At 70.8% G+C, this 13,740-nt stretch carries 15 protein-coding genes; 9 read left to right on the top strand and 6 right to left on the bottom strand.

Translation table 11 applies throughout. The features are described 5' to 3' along the window. Nucleotides 1-8: 8 nt before the first annotated feature. The gene (locus AB0E07_RS07740; RefSeq protein WP_362247433.1) at nt 9-959 is read left to right on the top strand and encodes a sigma-70 family RNA polymerase sigma factor; all 951 of its coding nucleotides are present in this window, start codon (nt 9-11) and stop codon (nt 957-959) included. 69 nt (nt 960-1,028) lie between these two features. Here the strand turns inward: AB0E07_RS07740 and AB0E07_RS07735 are convergent, their stop codons facing one another. After that, nucleotides 1,029-1,940, bottom strand: a complete 912-nt coding sequence (locus tag AB0E07_RS07735; RefSeq protein WP_362247432.1) for a calcium-binding protein — start codon at nt 1,938-1,940, stop codon at nt 1,029-1,031. Between the two features lie 220 nt (nt 1,941-2,160). Between AB0E07_RS07735 and AB0E07_RS07730 the strand changes: the two genes are divergently transcribed. The 5 genes from AB0E07_RS07730 to AB0E07_RS07710 all read left to right on the top strand — a co-directional run bounded on the left by AB0E07_RS07730 (nt 2,161) and on the right by AB0E07_RS07710 (nt 5,721). Then, nucleotides 2,161-2,607, top strand: a complete 447-nt coding sequence (locus AB0E07_RS07730; protein ID WP_362247431.1) for a DUF6086 family protein — start codon at nt 2,161-2,163, stop codon at nt 2,605-2,607. Nucleotides 2,608-2,683: 76 nt separating this feature from the next. Next, nucleotides 2,684-3,607, top strand: a complete 924-nt coding sequence (locus AB0E07_RS07725; protein WP_362247430.1) for a squalene/phytoene synthase family protein — start codon at nt 2,684-2,686, stop codon at nt 3,605-3,607. Between the two features lie 143 nt (nt 3,608-3,750). Then, on the top strand, nt 3,751-4,761 hold the full coding sequence (locus AB0E07_RS07720) for an aldo/keto reductase (protein ID WP_362247429.1): 1,011 nt from the start codon (nt 3,751-3,753) through the stop codon (nt 4,759-4,761). A 49-nt stretch (nt 4,762-4,810) separates the two neighbouring features. Next, nucleotides 4,811-5,230, top strand: a complete 420-nt coding sequence (locus tag AB0E07_RS07715; protein ID WP_362247428.1) for an SRPBCC family protein — start codon at nt 4,811-4,813, stop codon at nt 5,228-5,230. A gap of 146 nt (nt 5,231-5,376) precedes the next feature. Then, nucleotides 5,377-5,721, top strand: coding sequence for a hypothetical protein (locus AB0E07_RS07710; RefSeq protein ID WP_362247427.1), 345 nt, complete (start codon nt 5,377-5,379; stop codon nt 5,719-5,721). Nucleotides 5,722-5,764: 43 nt separating this feature from the next. On the opposite strand, the gene AB0E07_RS07705 is transcribed toward AB0E07_RS07710, so the two are convergent. Beyond that, nucleotides 5,765-6,358 (bottom strand): MBL fold metallo-hydrolase, encoded by a 594-nt coding sequence (locus tag AB0E07_RS07705; RefSeq protein WP_362247426.1) that lies wholly within the window; start codon nt 6,356-6,358, stop codon nt 5,765-5,767. A gap of 132 nt (nt 6,359-6,490) precedes the next feature. Between AB0E07_RS07705 and AB0E07_RS07700 the strand changes: the two genes are divergently transcribed. Continuing rightward, complete coding sequence (locus tag AB0E07_RS07700; RefSeq protein WP_362247741.1) at nt 6,491-7,417, top strand: helix-turn-helix domain-containing protein; 927 nt, start codon at nt 6,491-6,493, stop codon at nt 7,415-7,417. A gap of 33 nt (nt 7,418-7,450) precedes the next feature. Here the strand turns inward: AB0E07_RS07700 and AB0E07_RS07695 are convergent, their stop codons facing one another. Continuing rightward, nucleotides 7,451-8,047, bottom strand: coding sequence for a TIGR04222 domain-containing membrane protein (locus AB0E07_RS07695; protein WP_362247425.1), 597 nt, complete (start codon nt 8,045-8,047; stop codon nt 7,451-7,453). Between the two features lie 216 nt (nt 8,048-8,263). Between AB0E07_RS07695 and AB0E07_RS07690 the strand changes: the two genes are divergently transcribed. Further along, nucleotides 8,264-9,817, top strand: a complete 1,554-nt coding sequence (locus tag AB0E07_RS07690) for a M20/M25/M40 family metallo-hydrolase (protein ID WP_362247424.1) — start codon at nt 8,264-8,266, stop codon at nt 9,815-9,817. Between the two features lie 150 nt (nt 9,818-9,967). On the opposite strand, the gene AB0E07_RS07685 is transcribed toward AB0E07_RS07690, so the two are convergent. Then, nucleotides 9,968-11,191 carry an RNA-guided endonuclease TnpB family protein gene (locus AB0E07_RS07685; RefSeq protein WP_362247423.1) on the bottom strand — a complete coding sequence of 408 codons (1,224 nt, stop codon included), beginning with the start codon at nt 11,189-11,191 and terminating at the stop codon, nt 9,968-9,970. Nucleotides 11,192-11,216: 25 nt separating this feature from the next. On the opposite strand from AB0E07_RS07685, the gene tnpA reads away from it, so the two are divergent. After that, nucleotides 11,217-11,633 (top strand): IS200/IS605 family transposase, encoded by a 417-nt coding sequence (gene tnpA, locus AB0E07_RS07680; RefSeq protein ID WP_362247422.1) that lies wholly within the window; start codon nt 11,217-11,219, stop codon nt 11,631-11,633. Between the two features lie 109 nt (nt 11,634-11,742). On the opposite strand, the gene AB0E07_RS07675 is transcribed toward tnpA, so the two are convergent. Both AB0E07_RS07675 and AB0E07_RS07670 read right to left on the bottom strand, forming a co-directional pair. Further along, nucleotides 11,743-13,314, bottom strand: coding sequence for an IS1182 family transposase (locus AB0E07_RS07675; protein ID WP_362247739.1), 1,572 nt, complete (start codon nt 13,312-13,314; stop codon nt 11,743-11,745). Nucleotides 13,315-13,416: 102 nt separating this feature from the next. Continuing rightward, nucleotides 13,417-13,653 (bottom strand): hypothetical protein, encoded by a 237-nt coding sequence (locus AB0E07_RS07670; RefSeq protein ID WP_362247421.1) that lies wholly within the window; start codon nt 13,651-13,653, stop codon nt 13,417-13,419. Nucleotides 13,654-13,740: the final 87 nt, after the last annotated feature.

The raw sequence follows: 13,740 nt of genomic DNA, 5'->3' as shown, positions 1-13,740 counted from the left end.
TGATCCACGTGGACGAGACTGTCGCCGATCGCTTCGACACCAGCCGGTTCGAGGCCAACCGGAACCGCCTGGCCTCGCTGGCCTACCGGCTGCTGGGCTCCGCCGCCGACGCCGAGGACGCCGCGCAGGACGCGTTCCTGCACTGGCAGGCGGCGGACCGGCAGCGGATCAGGGTGCCGGAGGCGTGGCTGACGAAAGTCGTCACCAACCTGTGCCTGGACCGGCTCCGCTCGGCGCAGGCGCGCCGTGAACGCACCGCGGGCGCCTGGCTTCCCGAGCCCCTCCTCGACGGCGACCCGATGCTCGGTCCCGCCGACACCTTCGAGCAGCGCGAGTCGGTGTCGCTGGCCGTGCTGACCCTCATGGAGCGGCTGTCGCCGCAGGAGCGCGCGGTGTACGTGCTACGCGAGGCGTTCTCCTACAGCCACGGCGAGATCGCGGAGATCCTCGACATCACCGAGTCCGCGAGCCAGCAGCACCTCCATCGGGCCCGGCGCCGCGTCACCGCCGCGCGCCAAGGTGCCGCGACCGATCCGGCGTCCGCCCGCCGGATCGTGGAGGAGTTCCTCGCCGCGGCCTCCTCGGGCCGCACCGAGCGGCTGGTGGCCTTGCTCACCGACGACGCGACCGCCATCTCGGACGGCGCCGGACTGACCGAGAAGCTGCTGCGGTACGACACGGCGCAGCGCATCGCGGCGGTCGCGCGCGCCGGTTTCAAGTCGACGCCCGCGAAGCGACGCCTGGCCGGCGGTACGCCCGCCGTCCACTACGCGCTCGTGAACGGCGCCCCCGCCCTGCTGTTCGTCATCGGCGACAAGGTCTCCGGCTCCGTCACGTTCGACCTGGTCGACGACCGGATCGCCACGGTGCGCGGTATCGCCGCGCCCGCCCGCCTGGCCCGCCTCACCGAAGCCTGGCGGCAGCACGAGCCGGAGGCGCCCCTCGTCGCCGAGTGGTGAGCGCGCGGATCTCCGCGCACCGGTGAGGCGGAGCGGGGCACGCCACGCCCCGCTCGCCCGCCCGCTCGGTCAGGGGCGTACGTCGACGTAGTCGCCGGCGGCCTTGGCCGGTCCGGTGGTGGTGGTTCCGCCGAAGTTCCAGCGCCAGTAACCGTCCTTCACGGCCTTCACCGTGGCGCGCAGGTTGCCGGTGCCGTTCGTGTTCACGGTGGCGACGGTGGTGTAGGTGTCGCTGCCCTTGGGGCGGAACTGGAGTTTGACGGCCCGGCCGGTGTAACCCGCGTACCGGTAGGTGTCCCAGTTGGCCCGGACGAGCTTCCCGGTGACGGTGATGGCGGCGCCCTTGGCGACGGGTTCCGGCGCGGCGTTGACGGTGAGGCGTGCGGCGCGCTTGAGGGCGAAGGAGGCGACGCCGGGGGCGAAGACGGAGGCGCCGTCGTGGGCGTCCACCAGCGCGTCCACCGACCAGGTACCGGCGTTGGCGTTGGCCAGGTCCACGGGGTCGTCGCCGCCGGGGCGCAGGTGCGCGTTGACGGTGAAGGCGGTGGTGCAGGCCGTGGCGGACTGGCAGAACGCGTCGGTCGTGTAGAAGCCGCCGTGCGGCCCCTTGAGGTCCACGTCGACGAAGGCCAGGCCGGAGTCGTCCGATCCGGTGACCGTGACCGGGAACGTCACGTCCTGGGTGATCCCCACGATGACGTCGCGCCCGGAGTTGACCGTGGCGCCACTGACCACCGGGTCGCCGGGGGTGGCGTCGGCGGCGGTGCCGACTCCCGCCAGGGCGGCCACGACGGCGCCGACCACGGCGCCCCGGCTCGCCAACCGCGCGGCGGACCGCCGTGCGGCCCGTTCGGCTCGTTCGGTCCGTTCGGCTCGTTCGGTCCGTTCGGCTCGCTCGGCCCGTTCGGTACGGGTGGGCGGTGTCGCGACGTCGTGCGCGCCGCCTCGTCTGTCGTCCGATGATGCGGTGCAGCGGCTCATGGCCCCTCCCCGGGATGCGTTGAGGACACCAACTCCCTTTGGATCAAGGGGTGTTGGCGGTGCGCGCGCCTTCTCAAAGCCGCGCTCACCCCGTACGACTACCGAACCGGCCCGATCGTTGCCCACGACCGGGCGGCACTCGCATCCGGGACGGGGCCGTCCCCGACCGCGGCCGATCTTCTACTGTGGGCTGCCGGCACGGCGAACCGGGGGATCCACGATGAGCATGTACTTCGACGTCGGAGACGAGACGTTGTGGAACCCGTCGGGCGGTGCGGGCCGCCTCTTCCTGCGGCAGGTCGAGGTCTTCGAGGCGGAACTCGGCCTGCCCTCCGGCATCGGCCAGGGCAGACACTGGGGCGACCCCGACACGCTGGAGATCGACCCGCGCCGGTACGCGGAGTTCACCCGCGCCCTCGTCGAACGGCACTGCCGTACCGGGCACTTCGTGATCCACGCCCTCTCCGAGGGCTTCGTCGCCACGGCGGTCGCGCTCGCGCGGCGGGCGGGAGTCGAGGTACTGCCGCCGGCACCGGAGTCCGGAGCTGTCGGGGACGCCACCGGGCACGACGTCCAACTGCCGGACGGTGCTCGCACCTTGACGGAGGCCGCCGTGGCAGCGCTGGACACCCGGGCACGGGAACTGGACCGCCACATGGCCCGCTGAGGCCCCGCCCCCGCGGCGCGTCCGACCTACCGGCACCGCCCGCGTTCCGACCCGACCCGACCCGCCAAGGAGAATCATGACGCGATGGTCCGTGGCCCTGGACCGCGCCGGCATTCGGGATCCCGAGCTGCGTCGGGACTACGACGCCCAGCGCCGGATCGTCCGGCGGTTCGACCCGCACGCCTATCTCGCCGCGCGCCTGCTGCTTCCGGCGCGGCTCCACCCTCCGGTGATGGCGGCCGTCTCCTTCATGCACGGCACGGACGAGTTGATCGACTCCGGTGATGTGGAGTTCCGGCAGCGGGCGTTGCGGTCGTGGGGCCACGAGGTCCTCGCCGCGCTGGAACAGCCCTCGGCGAACCCCACGCTCCGGGCCCTGGCCGACACCGTGCGGCGGCATCCGCACCTGGCCGCGCGGGTGCGGGAGTTCCTCGACGGGGCGGCCGTCGAGGCGGCCTGGACCGGGTTCGAGAGCGAGAAGGACTTCCAGGTCTACGTGGACCAGTACTCCCTGCCCGCCCTGATGCTCACGGCCTCGCTCATCGCCCCGCCGGGCGAGTCCGAGCGGTCCGCGCTCTTCCAGCAGCACTGCCGTGCCCTGATCGAGGGGTGGCAGCGCATCGACAACCTCGCCGACCTGCGCGAGGACGTCGCGGCGGGCCAGATCGGCGTACCTCGCCTGACGCTCGCCGAGCACGGGCTGACGCCCGAGGAGCTGCGAGGGCCCGCGGCGGACCTCGCGGCGGTCGGCCGGCTGATCGGTGCCCAGGCAGGGCTCGCGGGGAAGGCGCTCGACGAGTCCCGGGCGCTGCCCGAGCTGGTCGAGGAGGAGTTCCGGCCCTTCGTCACGACGCTCGTCGCCGTTCAGGAGCTGCGGCTGGAAGCGCTGCGCCGCAAGGGCGGCGCCGTGCTCGCGGGCGAGGTACGGCCACCTCTCCTGAGGTCGGTCGGGGTGCTGGCACGACAGGGCCTCCGGGCCAGGACGCTGCGTGGCCGCTGACGGGACCGGGACGCCACTCTTTGCATTAGCCCGCGCATGCAAGTATTGTCATTGCACGTAAGGCGCGTCAGCAATCAATGGATGGCGTCGCACGACCGGCGGGTTCAGGCCCCCTGCACCCGCCACGCACCCCGAAGGCAGTCATGTCCCTCAAGGAAATCCTCCCCGGCCGTCTCGGCTTCGGCACCGCCCCGCTCGGCAACATGTTCCGCGCGATCCCGGACGACGAGGCCCGCGCCACCGTCGAAGCGGCCTGGGAACACGGCACCCGCTTCTACGACACCGCCCCCTTCTACGGCGCCGGACTGGCCGAGACCCGACTGGGCGAGGTCCTGTCCGCCAAGCCGCGCGACTCCTACGTACTCTCCACCAAGGTCGGGCGGGTCATCCTCGACGAGCACGAGCCGGCCGCCCGCGACCTGGGCGAGAAGGGCGGGCTCTTCGAGCACGGCAACCCCAACCGGATCGTCCACGAGTGGACGGCCGCCGCCACCGAGCGCTCCGTCGAGGACAGCCTCAAGCGCCTCGGCACCGACCGGCTCGACATCGTCTGGGTCCACGACATCGCCCAGGACTTCCACGGCGACCAGTGGCTCCAGAAGTTCGAGGAGGCCCGCACCGGCGCCTTCCGCGTGCTGTCCCGGCTGCGCGACGAGGGCGTCATCAAGGCTTGGGGCCTGGGCGTCAACCGCACCGAGCCCGTCGAACTGACCCTCGCCCTGGACGAGCCGCGGCCCGACGGCTTCCTCCTCGCCGGCCGGTACACCCTCCTCGACCACGACCACGCCCTCCAGCGCCTGCTGCCCATGGCCGAGGAGCAGAACGTCGACATGGTCGTCGGCGGCCCCTACAGCTCGGGCGTCCTCGCGGGCGGCACCCACTTCGAGTACCAGCAGGCCCCGGCCGGGATCGTCGAGCGTGTCGGCAGGCTCAAGGCGCTCGCCGCCCGGCACGGCGTCGGCATCAAGGCCGCCGCGCTCCAGTTCTCCCTCGCCCATCCGGCCTCCGCCGCGGTCATCCCCGGTGCCACCCGCCCGAGCCGCATCGCCGAGGACACCGCCGCACTCACCGAGAGCATCCCGGCCGCCTTCTGGACCGACCTCCGAGCAGCCGGCCTGGTCAGCGCCGCCGCCCCGCTCCCGAACAACGCCTGAGCCCCACCAGCCCCACCAGCCCCACCAGCATCGCCCCAGGAGAGACACCATGGCCTCCACGTCCGTCAGCCGCGTCCTGCCCGCCTCGCCCCAGCACGTCTGGGACCTCGTCGGCGGCTTCGACGCCCTGCCCGACTGGCTCCCGTACATCCCCGAGAGCACCGCTCTCGAAGGCGGCCGGATCCGCCGGCTCACCAACCCCGAGGGGGACACGATCATCGAACGTCTCATCGCGTTCAACGAGACCGAGCGCCACTACACGTACGCGATCCTCGAAGCGCCGTTCCCCGTCACCGGCTACCTCTCCACCCTCCGGGTCCACGCCGTACCCGGCCGCGAGGACCTCGCCGAGGTCCAGTGGTCGGGGCGGTTCACCCCGGACGGTGTGAGCGACGGCGAGGCCGAGTCCCTCTTCGCCGGGATCTACCGCGACGGTCTCGACGCCCTCCACCGGGCGCTCTCCGCCTGATCCCGGCGGCGACCCGGCCTGTTGGTTCATCTGTCATAGGACGAGATGCCGTAGGGGACATTCGGGTGGACCGACCGCCGAGCCGCAACTGCCCGCGCCCGCCTGCCCGTCCACCCCTCCAACGCATCACGACCGAGGAGGCACCAGTGACCGGACTTCAGGCTTTCACCGTGGGCACCACGGCGCTGCACGACCTCGACCCGTACCGCTTCCCCGCCGCGCGCCTGGGCGAGGACCTTCCCGAGCCGGCGTCGGCAGCTCTCGGCGGCACGGACGTCGACGGGGACTACCCGCTGCCCGCCCCCGACCCGGCGAGCCGGCTGTCGATTCCCCTCGAACCGGCCGACCGCCGACGTCTGGAACTGCACGCGGCGCTCACCACCGCGGGCATCGCCCCCATGCCGGGGGACCTCGACGCCATCGCGGTCCTGTGCCGGCTCGACGACTCCACGCACGCCGCGCTCCAGCGGTGGATCCACCACTTCGCGTGACACCGAGGACCGGGAAGTGGCCCGGCCCACCGGCCCGTTCGGGTCATCGCGGCGCCGCGTCGTCCGCCTTGAACTCCGGGCCGTGCCCGGGGACGATCCGGTCGGCCGCGTCGAGCACCCGGAGCCGGGAGGTCCTGAGGGTCTCCCGGTCCGGGGCCACCGGGTCCTCGGCCGGTCCGTCCGGCCGCCACCACAGATCGCCGACGAAGGCCACCACACCGGTGTCCGTGCCCGCGAGGAGCGTGATGTCCTCGGGGCTGTGTCCGGGGGTGCGGATCAACCGCAGCGAGGGCGTCAGCTCGTAGCCCTCGGCGTCCCGGTCGGTCCACTGGTCGGCCTCGTAGATCGCCTTGTGGTCGTGGACCCGGGCCCGGCCGAACAGCCCCACGTTCATGGTGTTGTCGGGGTGGTGGTGGCTGAGGACCACATCGGTGATGTCGTCGGGGCCCAGGCCCAGTTCGGCGAGCGGGCCGAGGATGCGGTCGCGGCCCGCCACCATGCCGGGGTCGATGATCACATGCCGGTCCGCGTCAGCGACGTAGGAGACGGTGGCGGCCACTCCGGGGCCGGTGGAGAGCGTGTAACCCACGGTCAGGACCTGGTACTTGGCGCTTCGGGCGAGCTGAGTCTCTGTCATGGCTCCATCCTTGCGAGCCGACGGAGCCTGTACGAGTGGCACTGATGCCACTGATCGCAGGAAATGTGCCAGACTCCGCGGGTGACCGCCCCCTTCACGACCGTCGCCGCCTATGCCCCGCCGGGGGTGGGCATGCTCGCCGTCGGCATCGTCGCCGAGGTGTTCGCGCCGCACGGCCCGGCGGCGCCCGGCTTCGACCTCGCCCTGTGCGGAGACCTCCCGGGATCGGTCCTCACCGACGTGGGCGTACCGCTCACGGTCACGCACGGGCTGGACCGCCTGGCCGGCGCCGATCTCGTCCTGGTCCTGCCGGGGGCCGCGTTCCGTACGCCGCCGGCACCCGCCGTCCTCGACGCCCTGCGGGCCGCGCACGGGCGGGGCGCCCTGGTCGCCGCGCACTGCGTCGGCACCTTCACCCTGGCCGCCGCCGGGCTCCTCGACGGCCTGCGGGCCACGACGCACTGGCGGTTCGCCGACCTCCTCGCCCGCGCCCACCCGACCGTCACCGTCGAGGCCGACGCCCTCTACCTCGACGAGGGACGGATCGCCACCGGTGCCGGTGCGGCCGCGGGCTTCGACCTCTGTCTGCATCTGATCCGGCGCGAGCACGGAGCCGCGCGGGCGAATCACATCGCCCGCGATGTCGTGCTGCCCGCGCACCGCGACGGCGGACAGACCCAGTACCTGGCCGCGCCCGTTCCTCAGGACGGTCAGGACGAGCGGCTCGCCGAGGTGCTGGCGTGGGCGCGGGAGCACCTCCACGAGCCGCTGCCGGTCGTGGAGCTGGCCCGGCGGGCGGTGATGAGCAAGCGGTCCTTCGCGCGCCGGTTCACCGCGGCCACCGGGACCACACCGCACGCCTGGCTGCGGGAATTGCGGCTGAGCCGTGCCGAGGAACTGCTGGAGACCACCGAACTGCCGGTCGAGGAAGTGGCCCGCCGGGTCGGGTACGGCAGTGCGTCCGTGCTGCGCGAGCAGTTCGTGCGCCGCCGAGGCGTCCCGCCCCGCTCCTACCGCCGCGCGTTCGCCCGCGGCGACCGGTCGTCGCGGCGAGGCTAGTGCCGCGGCACCAGGGCGTGCTCGAAACCCGCCCTAGTCACCGCCTCCGCTGCCGCCACCGCAGCCGAAGCCGCCGTCCGAGGCGGAGTCGTGGTCGGAGTCACGCTCGGAGTCCCGGTCCAGGGCCCTGCCCATACGGGTGAGGGACCGGCCGAGACCCTGCGGGATCGGGTGCGCCCCGAGGACCCGGCGCCGGACCGGGCCGTCCGGGAGGACCGCGGCGCCGCCGAGGACGTACGGGGGCAGGCCCCCGCTCTCGGCGGCCCGCCGCAGACACGCTCGGCCCAGCCGGGTCGGGCGGCGTCGGAACCTGGTCGTCAAGCCCCGCCCGGCGAGTCGGTGGCCGATTTCCTCCACCTCCGGCGAGCGCCGCAGCGCGGTGTGGACGGAGACGATGCTCCGGTTGCGCAGGCACGAGAGGAACAGGGCGCGCTCGACCGGGTGCGGTGGCGGCGCCCCGTCGACGGCGCGCACCCGGGGGCCGCTCAGCCTGAGCAGTCCGCGCTCCGCCAGCGCGATCAGCGCGGCGTCCGCCACCCGCGGCGCCCCGCCCGCGAGGAAGGCGACCTCGTAGGTGTCCGGCGCGCACTCGGACGGCACCGCGGTCGATCGCCGGAACACCCTGCCCATGCGGACCTCCCCCCGTCGCCTCGTCTGCCGGGAGTGTCGCCCCGCGACGGACGGCGCAACCCTCTATCCCGCCATTTCAGAGGAACACTTGAGCTTGCCGGGGGCGAGTGTCGGTCGAACTCCTCCTTGGCAGCGGGCAGTCACAGGGTTAACGTGCCTCCACCGTGTTCTCCCGATCTGTTGATCTGTCTGCTGACCAGCCGTGAGAGGACCTCTATGTCCGCACGTCACAGAGCGATGGTGACCGCCACCCTGGCCACCGCCGCGCTCGTCACCCCGCTGCTCATCGCCGGCCCCGCCACCGCGGGCAACCACCACCCGAGCTGGGCGAACAAGGGTGACGCACTGGCGAGGAAACTCGTCAAGGAGGCCACCGCCAAGGACGCCTACCGCCATCTGAAGGTGTTCCAGGCGATAGCCGACCGCAACGGCGACACCCGAGTGGCCGGTTCCGACGGTCACAAGCTGTCCGCCCTGTACGTGGAGGCGGTACTCAAGGCCGCCGGTTACAAGACGACCCGTCACGCGTTCGACTTCGTCTACACGGAAGAGATCGCCGAGACCCTGTCGGTGGTGTCCCCCACCCCGCGTGACATCCCGGTCCAGCTGATGACGTACACCGCGAGCGGCCCCGAGGGCGGGGTGACGGCGGACGTGGCCGTGGCTCCGGTGGACGCCGACGGCACCAACGGCTGCGAGGCCACCGACTTCGCCGCGGGCGCGTTCACCGGCAAGATCGCGCTGATCAAGCGCGGCGGCTGCACCTTCGCCGTCAAGCAGACCAACGCCGCCGCCGCGGGCGCGGTCGGCGCCGTGATCTACAACAACACCGAGGGCGCCCTCAACGGCACCATCGGCGACGCGACCCTCGGCAAGATCCCCACCGGCGGCGTCACCCAGGCCGACGGCGAGGCGCTGGCCGCCGAGGCCGCGGCGGGCCCGGTGAAGGTCACCCTCGACATCCGCGAACTGCGCGAGGACCGCACGACGTACAACGTCGTCGCGGAGACCCGGGGCGGCGACGCGGACAACACCGTCTTCCTCGGGGCGCACCTGGACTCGGTCTCCGACGGCCCCGGCATCAACGACAACGGCTCCGGCTCGGCCGGCATCCTCCAGGTCGCGCAGGAGCTGGCCAAGTCGAAGAGCAAGGTCAAGAACAAGGTGAAGTTCGCCTGGTGGTCGGCCGAGGAGTTCGGCCTCGTCGGCTCGGAGGCGTACGTCGCCTCGCTGACCGAGGAGCAGAAGAAGCAGATCAAGCTCTATCTGAACTTCGACATGATCGCCTCGCCGAACGCCGCGTACTTCGTCTACGACGGCGACGACTCCGACGCCGTCGGAGCCGGCCCCGGCCCCGAGGGCTCGGCCCAGCTGGAGAAGGGCATCAACGACTTCCTCGACTCCAGGAGCATCCCGCACGAGGGCACCGACTTCACCGGCCGCTCCGACTACGGCCCGTTCATCGAGGTCGGCATCCCCTCCGGCGGCACCTTCACCGGCGCGGAGGGCATCAAGAGCGAGGCGCAGGCCGCGAAGTTCGGCGGCCAGGCGGGCGTGGCGTACGACGTGAACTACCACGCCCCCGGTGACGACATCACCAACATCAACATGCGGGCGTTCGACATCAACATCGACGTCATCGCCGACGCGGTGGGCCACTACGCGTACGACCTGGCCCCGCTCAGCGAACCGGTGGTCTCCGTCCCGACGGACGGCGACACCGGCAGCGGCGGCGGCCTCCACGACGGCCACGACCACGTGACGGAGTAGAAACCCCGCCCACCGAAGCGGCCGCGGCTCCCGCACGGGGGCCGCGGCCGCGTCAGTCGCGGTGACCGGCGTCGGCCAGGGTGATCCATTGACATGCTCCTCGCCCTGAAGGGCGAGGATTCTGGCCTTCCCTGACGGGTTGCCGTGCCGCTAGGCGGCACGGTTTCCGGTCGGGAATCCGTGGCTTCCTGTTTCTTCGCGCTGTGCCGGGATCGCTCCTGGTCTTACCGGCGCTCCGCAGGCTGTCACCGCCAGTCCGGCGTCCGTCTTCACGTTGAGTGCGGCGTTGGTGTCCCGGTCATGGAGGGTGCCGCAGGCGCTGCAGGTCCATTCCCGCACGCTCAGGGGTTTGGGGCCGTCGCGGTGGCCGCAGGTCGAACAGATCTGGCTGGTCGGCTCGAACCGGCTGATTTTGATCAGAGTCCGGCCGTACCGCTCGGCCTTGTAGGTCAGCATGTCGATGAACGACGACCAGCCCGCGTCGTGCACGGATTTGGCCAGCCTGGTACGGGCCAGTCCCGCCACCGACAGGTCCTCCACAGCGATCCCTTGGTTCTCGGAGATCAGCCGGGTGGAGAGCTGGTGGTGGAACTCACGGCGCGCATCGGCAACTCTGGCATGGGCCCGGGGGACCTTCACCCGTGCCTTGGCCCGGTTCTTCGATCCCTTCTCTTTGCGGGACAGCTCCTTCTGGGCCTTCTTCAGCTTCTTCTCCGCGCGCCGCAGAAAGCGCGGGGAGTCGATCTTCTCGCCGGTGGACAGAACGGCGAAGTGGGTCAGGCCGAGGTCGATGCCGATGGTGTTCTCGGTCTGCGGCATCCGGGCCTGGTCGGCGGCGGGGTCGGTGTCGATGACGAAGGACGCGAAGAACCGTCCCGCCGCATCCTTGACCACGGTCACCGAGGACGGGGTGACGGGCAGGGTACGGGACCACTTCACCTTCACCGTACCGATCTTCGGCAGGTCCAGGCGGCCGCTGGCGGTGATCTTCCAGCGGGCGTTCGCGGTGAACCGGATCGACTGCCGGTGATCCTTGCGGAACTTGAACCGGGGTGCTCCCAGTCTCGGGCCCTTACGGGTGCCTTCCAGGGAGGCGAAGAAGTTGCGGTACGCGGTCTTGGCGTCCCGCAGGGACTGCTGGAGCACCACGGCGGAGACCTCGCCCAGCCAGGAGCGTTCCGGGGTGGTCTTGGCCTGGGTGATCAGCCGTGTGGACAGTTCCCCGATCTTCGGGAAAGGCTCCCCGGCCGCTCGGGCGTCCTCGCGGGCACGGACCGCGTCGTTGAACACGACGCGGGCGCACCCGAACGCCCTCGCCAGCGCGGCCTGCTGGACGGCGTTCGGGTACAGGCGGAAGCTGTACCGAAGCTGCATACCGGCCACGCTACATACTTGGTTTATGGATGAGGTGCAGGAGATCAGAACTGGTCGGCACTGTACGTTCGCGATGCATGTCCACTTGGTCTTCGTGACCAAGTTCCGGCACAAGGTGTTCACCGATGCCCACCTGCGGCGCATGGAGGAGATCATGCGGGCGGTGTGTGGGGACTTCGAGTGCGAACTGGTGGAGTTCAACGGCGAGGACAACCACGTCCACCTGCTGGTGAACTTCCCGCCCAAGGTCGCCGTCACCAAACTGGTCAACTCCCTCAAGGGCGTCTCCTCCCGCCGCCTGCGCCAGGAGTTCCCCGACCTGGTGCCCCACTACTGGCGGGCCAGCAAACTCTGGTCCGGCTCCTACTTCGCCGGAACCGTCGGCGGCGCCCCGCTGTCCGCGGTCAGGCAGTACATCGAGCAGCAGAACCGGCCGGGGTGAGCCGCGCACAGCTCCGCCGGGAGCCCCGCAACGCTCCGCGTCACACCGGCAGACTCGCTTCACCCCCCCGGCCTTCAGGACTCTGCTGAGGAAGGCGTGATTCGGGTGGTCAGGCTGCGAGGTTCAGGGTTTCGATGTGGGAGGTGCCGGTGGCGCCGAGTGGGGCGCCCGTCAGCCATCGGTCGATGCGGATGAGGTTGAGTGCGGTGGCGGCGAAGACATGGCCGAGGCGGGTGGCGGGGAGGTTGCGGTAGCGGGTGAGGCGGAGGCCGGTGACGCGGCTGGCCCGGGAGATCGTGCCTTCGACTCCGGCCCGGATTGCGTATCGGTCCTTCCACTCGTCGGTCTGCTGGGTCTGGCGGACGGCTTCGAGGGCCTCGTGCTGTTCTCGTGGCAGGAAGGTGATGCCGCAGCCGCGGCGACCGGACGGGGGCTTGGTGCACGACGTCTGCTTCGGACAGGGGCGGCAGCGCTCGGCAGAGAAGAACACCTTGATCACCGGAGTGCCGTTGCGGTGGTGCTTCTGCTTCCACCACTCGAAACTTCGGTGCCCACCTGGACAAACAGCGCTCTCGCGACTCCAGTCGATGCTGAAATCAGCGCGGGAGAAGCCCTGGTCCTCTCGGGACTGACGGCTGCTGTCGTGTGGGGCTGGGCCGAGCAGTTCCCTACCCCCCTCGGTCGCGGCCAGGAACAGAGCAGCAGTGGTACAGCCGGCATGCACAACATGCACGTTGGGAAGCAACTCCCTTCCCGCAAGGGCCTGGTGGACCGGGTCAGTCATCTCTGTGTCGGCCACAACGGCGTCGGTGGTGGCCACCTGCGTGATCACATGGGGTGCATCCGGCTCGCAGGTCTCGGTCAGATGCACCTTGTAGCCGGTCCAGCCGGAGCCACGCTTGGTTCCGTATCGGTCATCAGTGTCATAGGGCGAGCACAACCGGTGATAAACCGGCGTGAGATCCTTGCTCTCCCGCCAGCGCACCCCCTTCTCGTCACGGTGGTACTGCTGGACCCAGGAGACTCGCAGGACCTGAACCGCTTCGATCTCGCGCACCTCCTCACCCCTTGGGAAACGGTAGTCGTCCACGCGCGGCCCGTAGCGCTCGGCCCACTCGGCCGTGACCACATCGGACAGCCACCTCGGAGCCACGACCGCCAGCGCCTCCAGCGCTGCCCTCAGCGTCTCGCCAGCGAACTCCATCCTGTTCAGCGTCCGCACGGCCGCCAGCACATGCGTGGAGCCGGTCCGCTGCCGGCCGACGGCCTGCAACAAGCCCATCCCGCGCAGGCGTTCCAGCACCAGGTCCAGCGTCGTCTGTTCCAGCCCGTGCACGACGAGACAGGCGCGGAACAGGCTCAGCACGGAGGCATCAAACCCTGGATCATCCAGTTCCAGGCCGAGCAGAAACTTCCAGTCCATCCGGGCTCGCACCTGGTCGGCGGCCTGCCGGTCGGTCAGCCCCTCCGCGTACTGCAACACCGACACCAAAGCCAACGCCCCAGGCGAGACAGCCGGACGTCCCCGAGCAGCGAATGCCCCGGCGAATGCCTCATCCTCAAACAGCGGGCCCAACGCCTCCCGGATCCGCACCGCGAGCGTTCCCTTCGGGAACGCTGCCCGCACCACCCGGGCTGTCAGCTCCGGCACCCCCTGATCAACCCGCGACTCCAGCGACATCCTTCTCGGCCCGCCCACAACCACAACCACAACCACAACCACAACCACAACCACAACCACAACGAGAATCACCGACCCAGCCCAGCTCGAATCACGCATTCCTCAGCAGAGTCCCGAAGGCCGGAACACTGCGAATGAATCCCGGTAGCGGCGCTTGAGCCCGCCATCGACACGGCGGACGTCTTCGAGCACGCCGCTGTTGCGTTCGACGGTCCGCGCCGACGCGGTGTTGGCGTCGTCGCAGGTGCCGAGAACCCGGTCCAGACCGAGCGCCCGCGCCTTCAGCAGGATCTCGCCCAGCGCCCAGGTGGCGAGACTGAGAGCACCCTGGCACCCCACGTGATCAAACCCCTTACAGCGTCCGGCCCTCCGCGAGAAGACGCGGACATCATGTGCACGCACGGGAGGGCCACGAGGATCGTTCCC

It is taken from the genome of Streptomyces sp. NPDC048002 (assembly GCF_040653275.1).
In the GTDB taxonomy this organism is placed as follows: domain Bacteria; phylum Actinomycetota; class Actinomycetes; order Streptomycetales; family Streptomycetaceae; genus Streptomyces.
The sequence above is the reverse complement of the archived record's forward strand: the minus strand, read 5'-3'. Positions and strand labels throughout refer to the sequence as shown.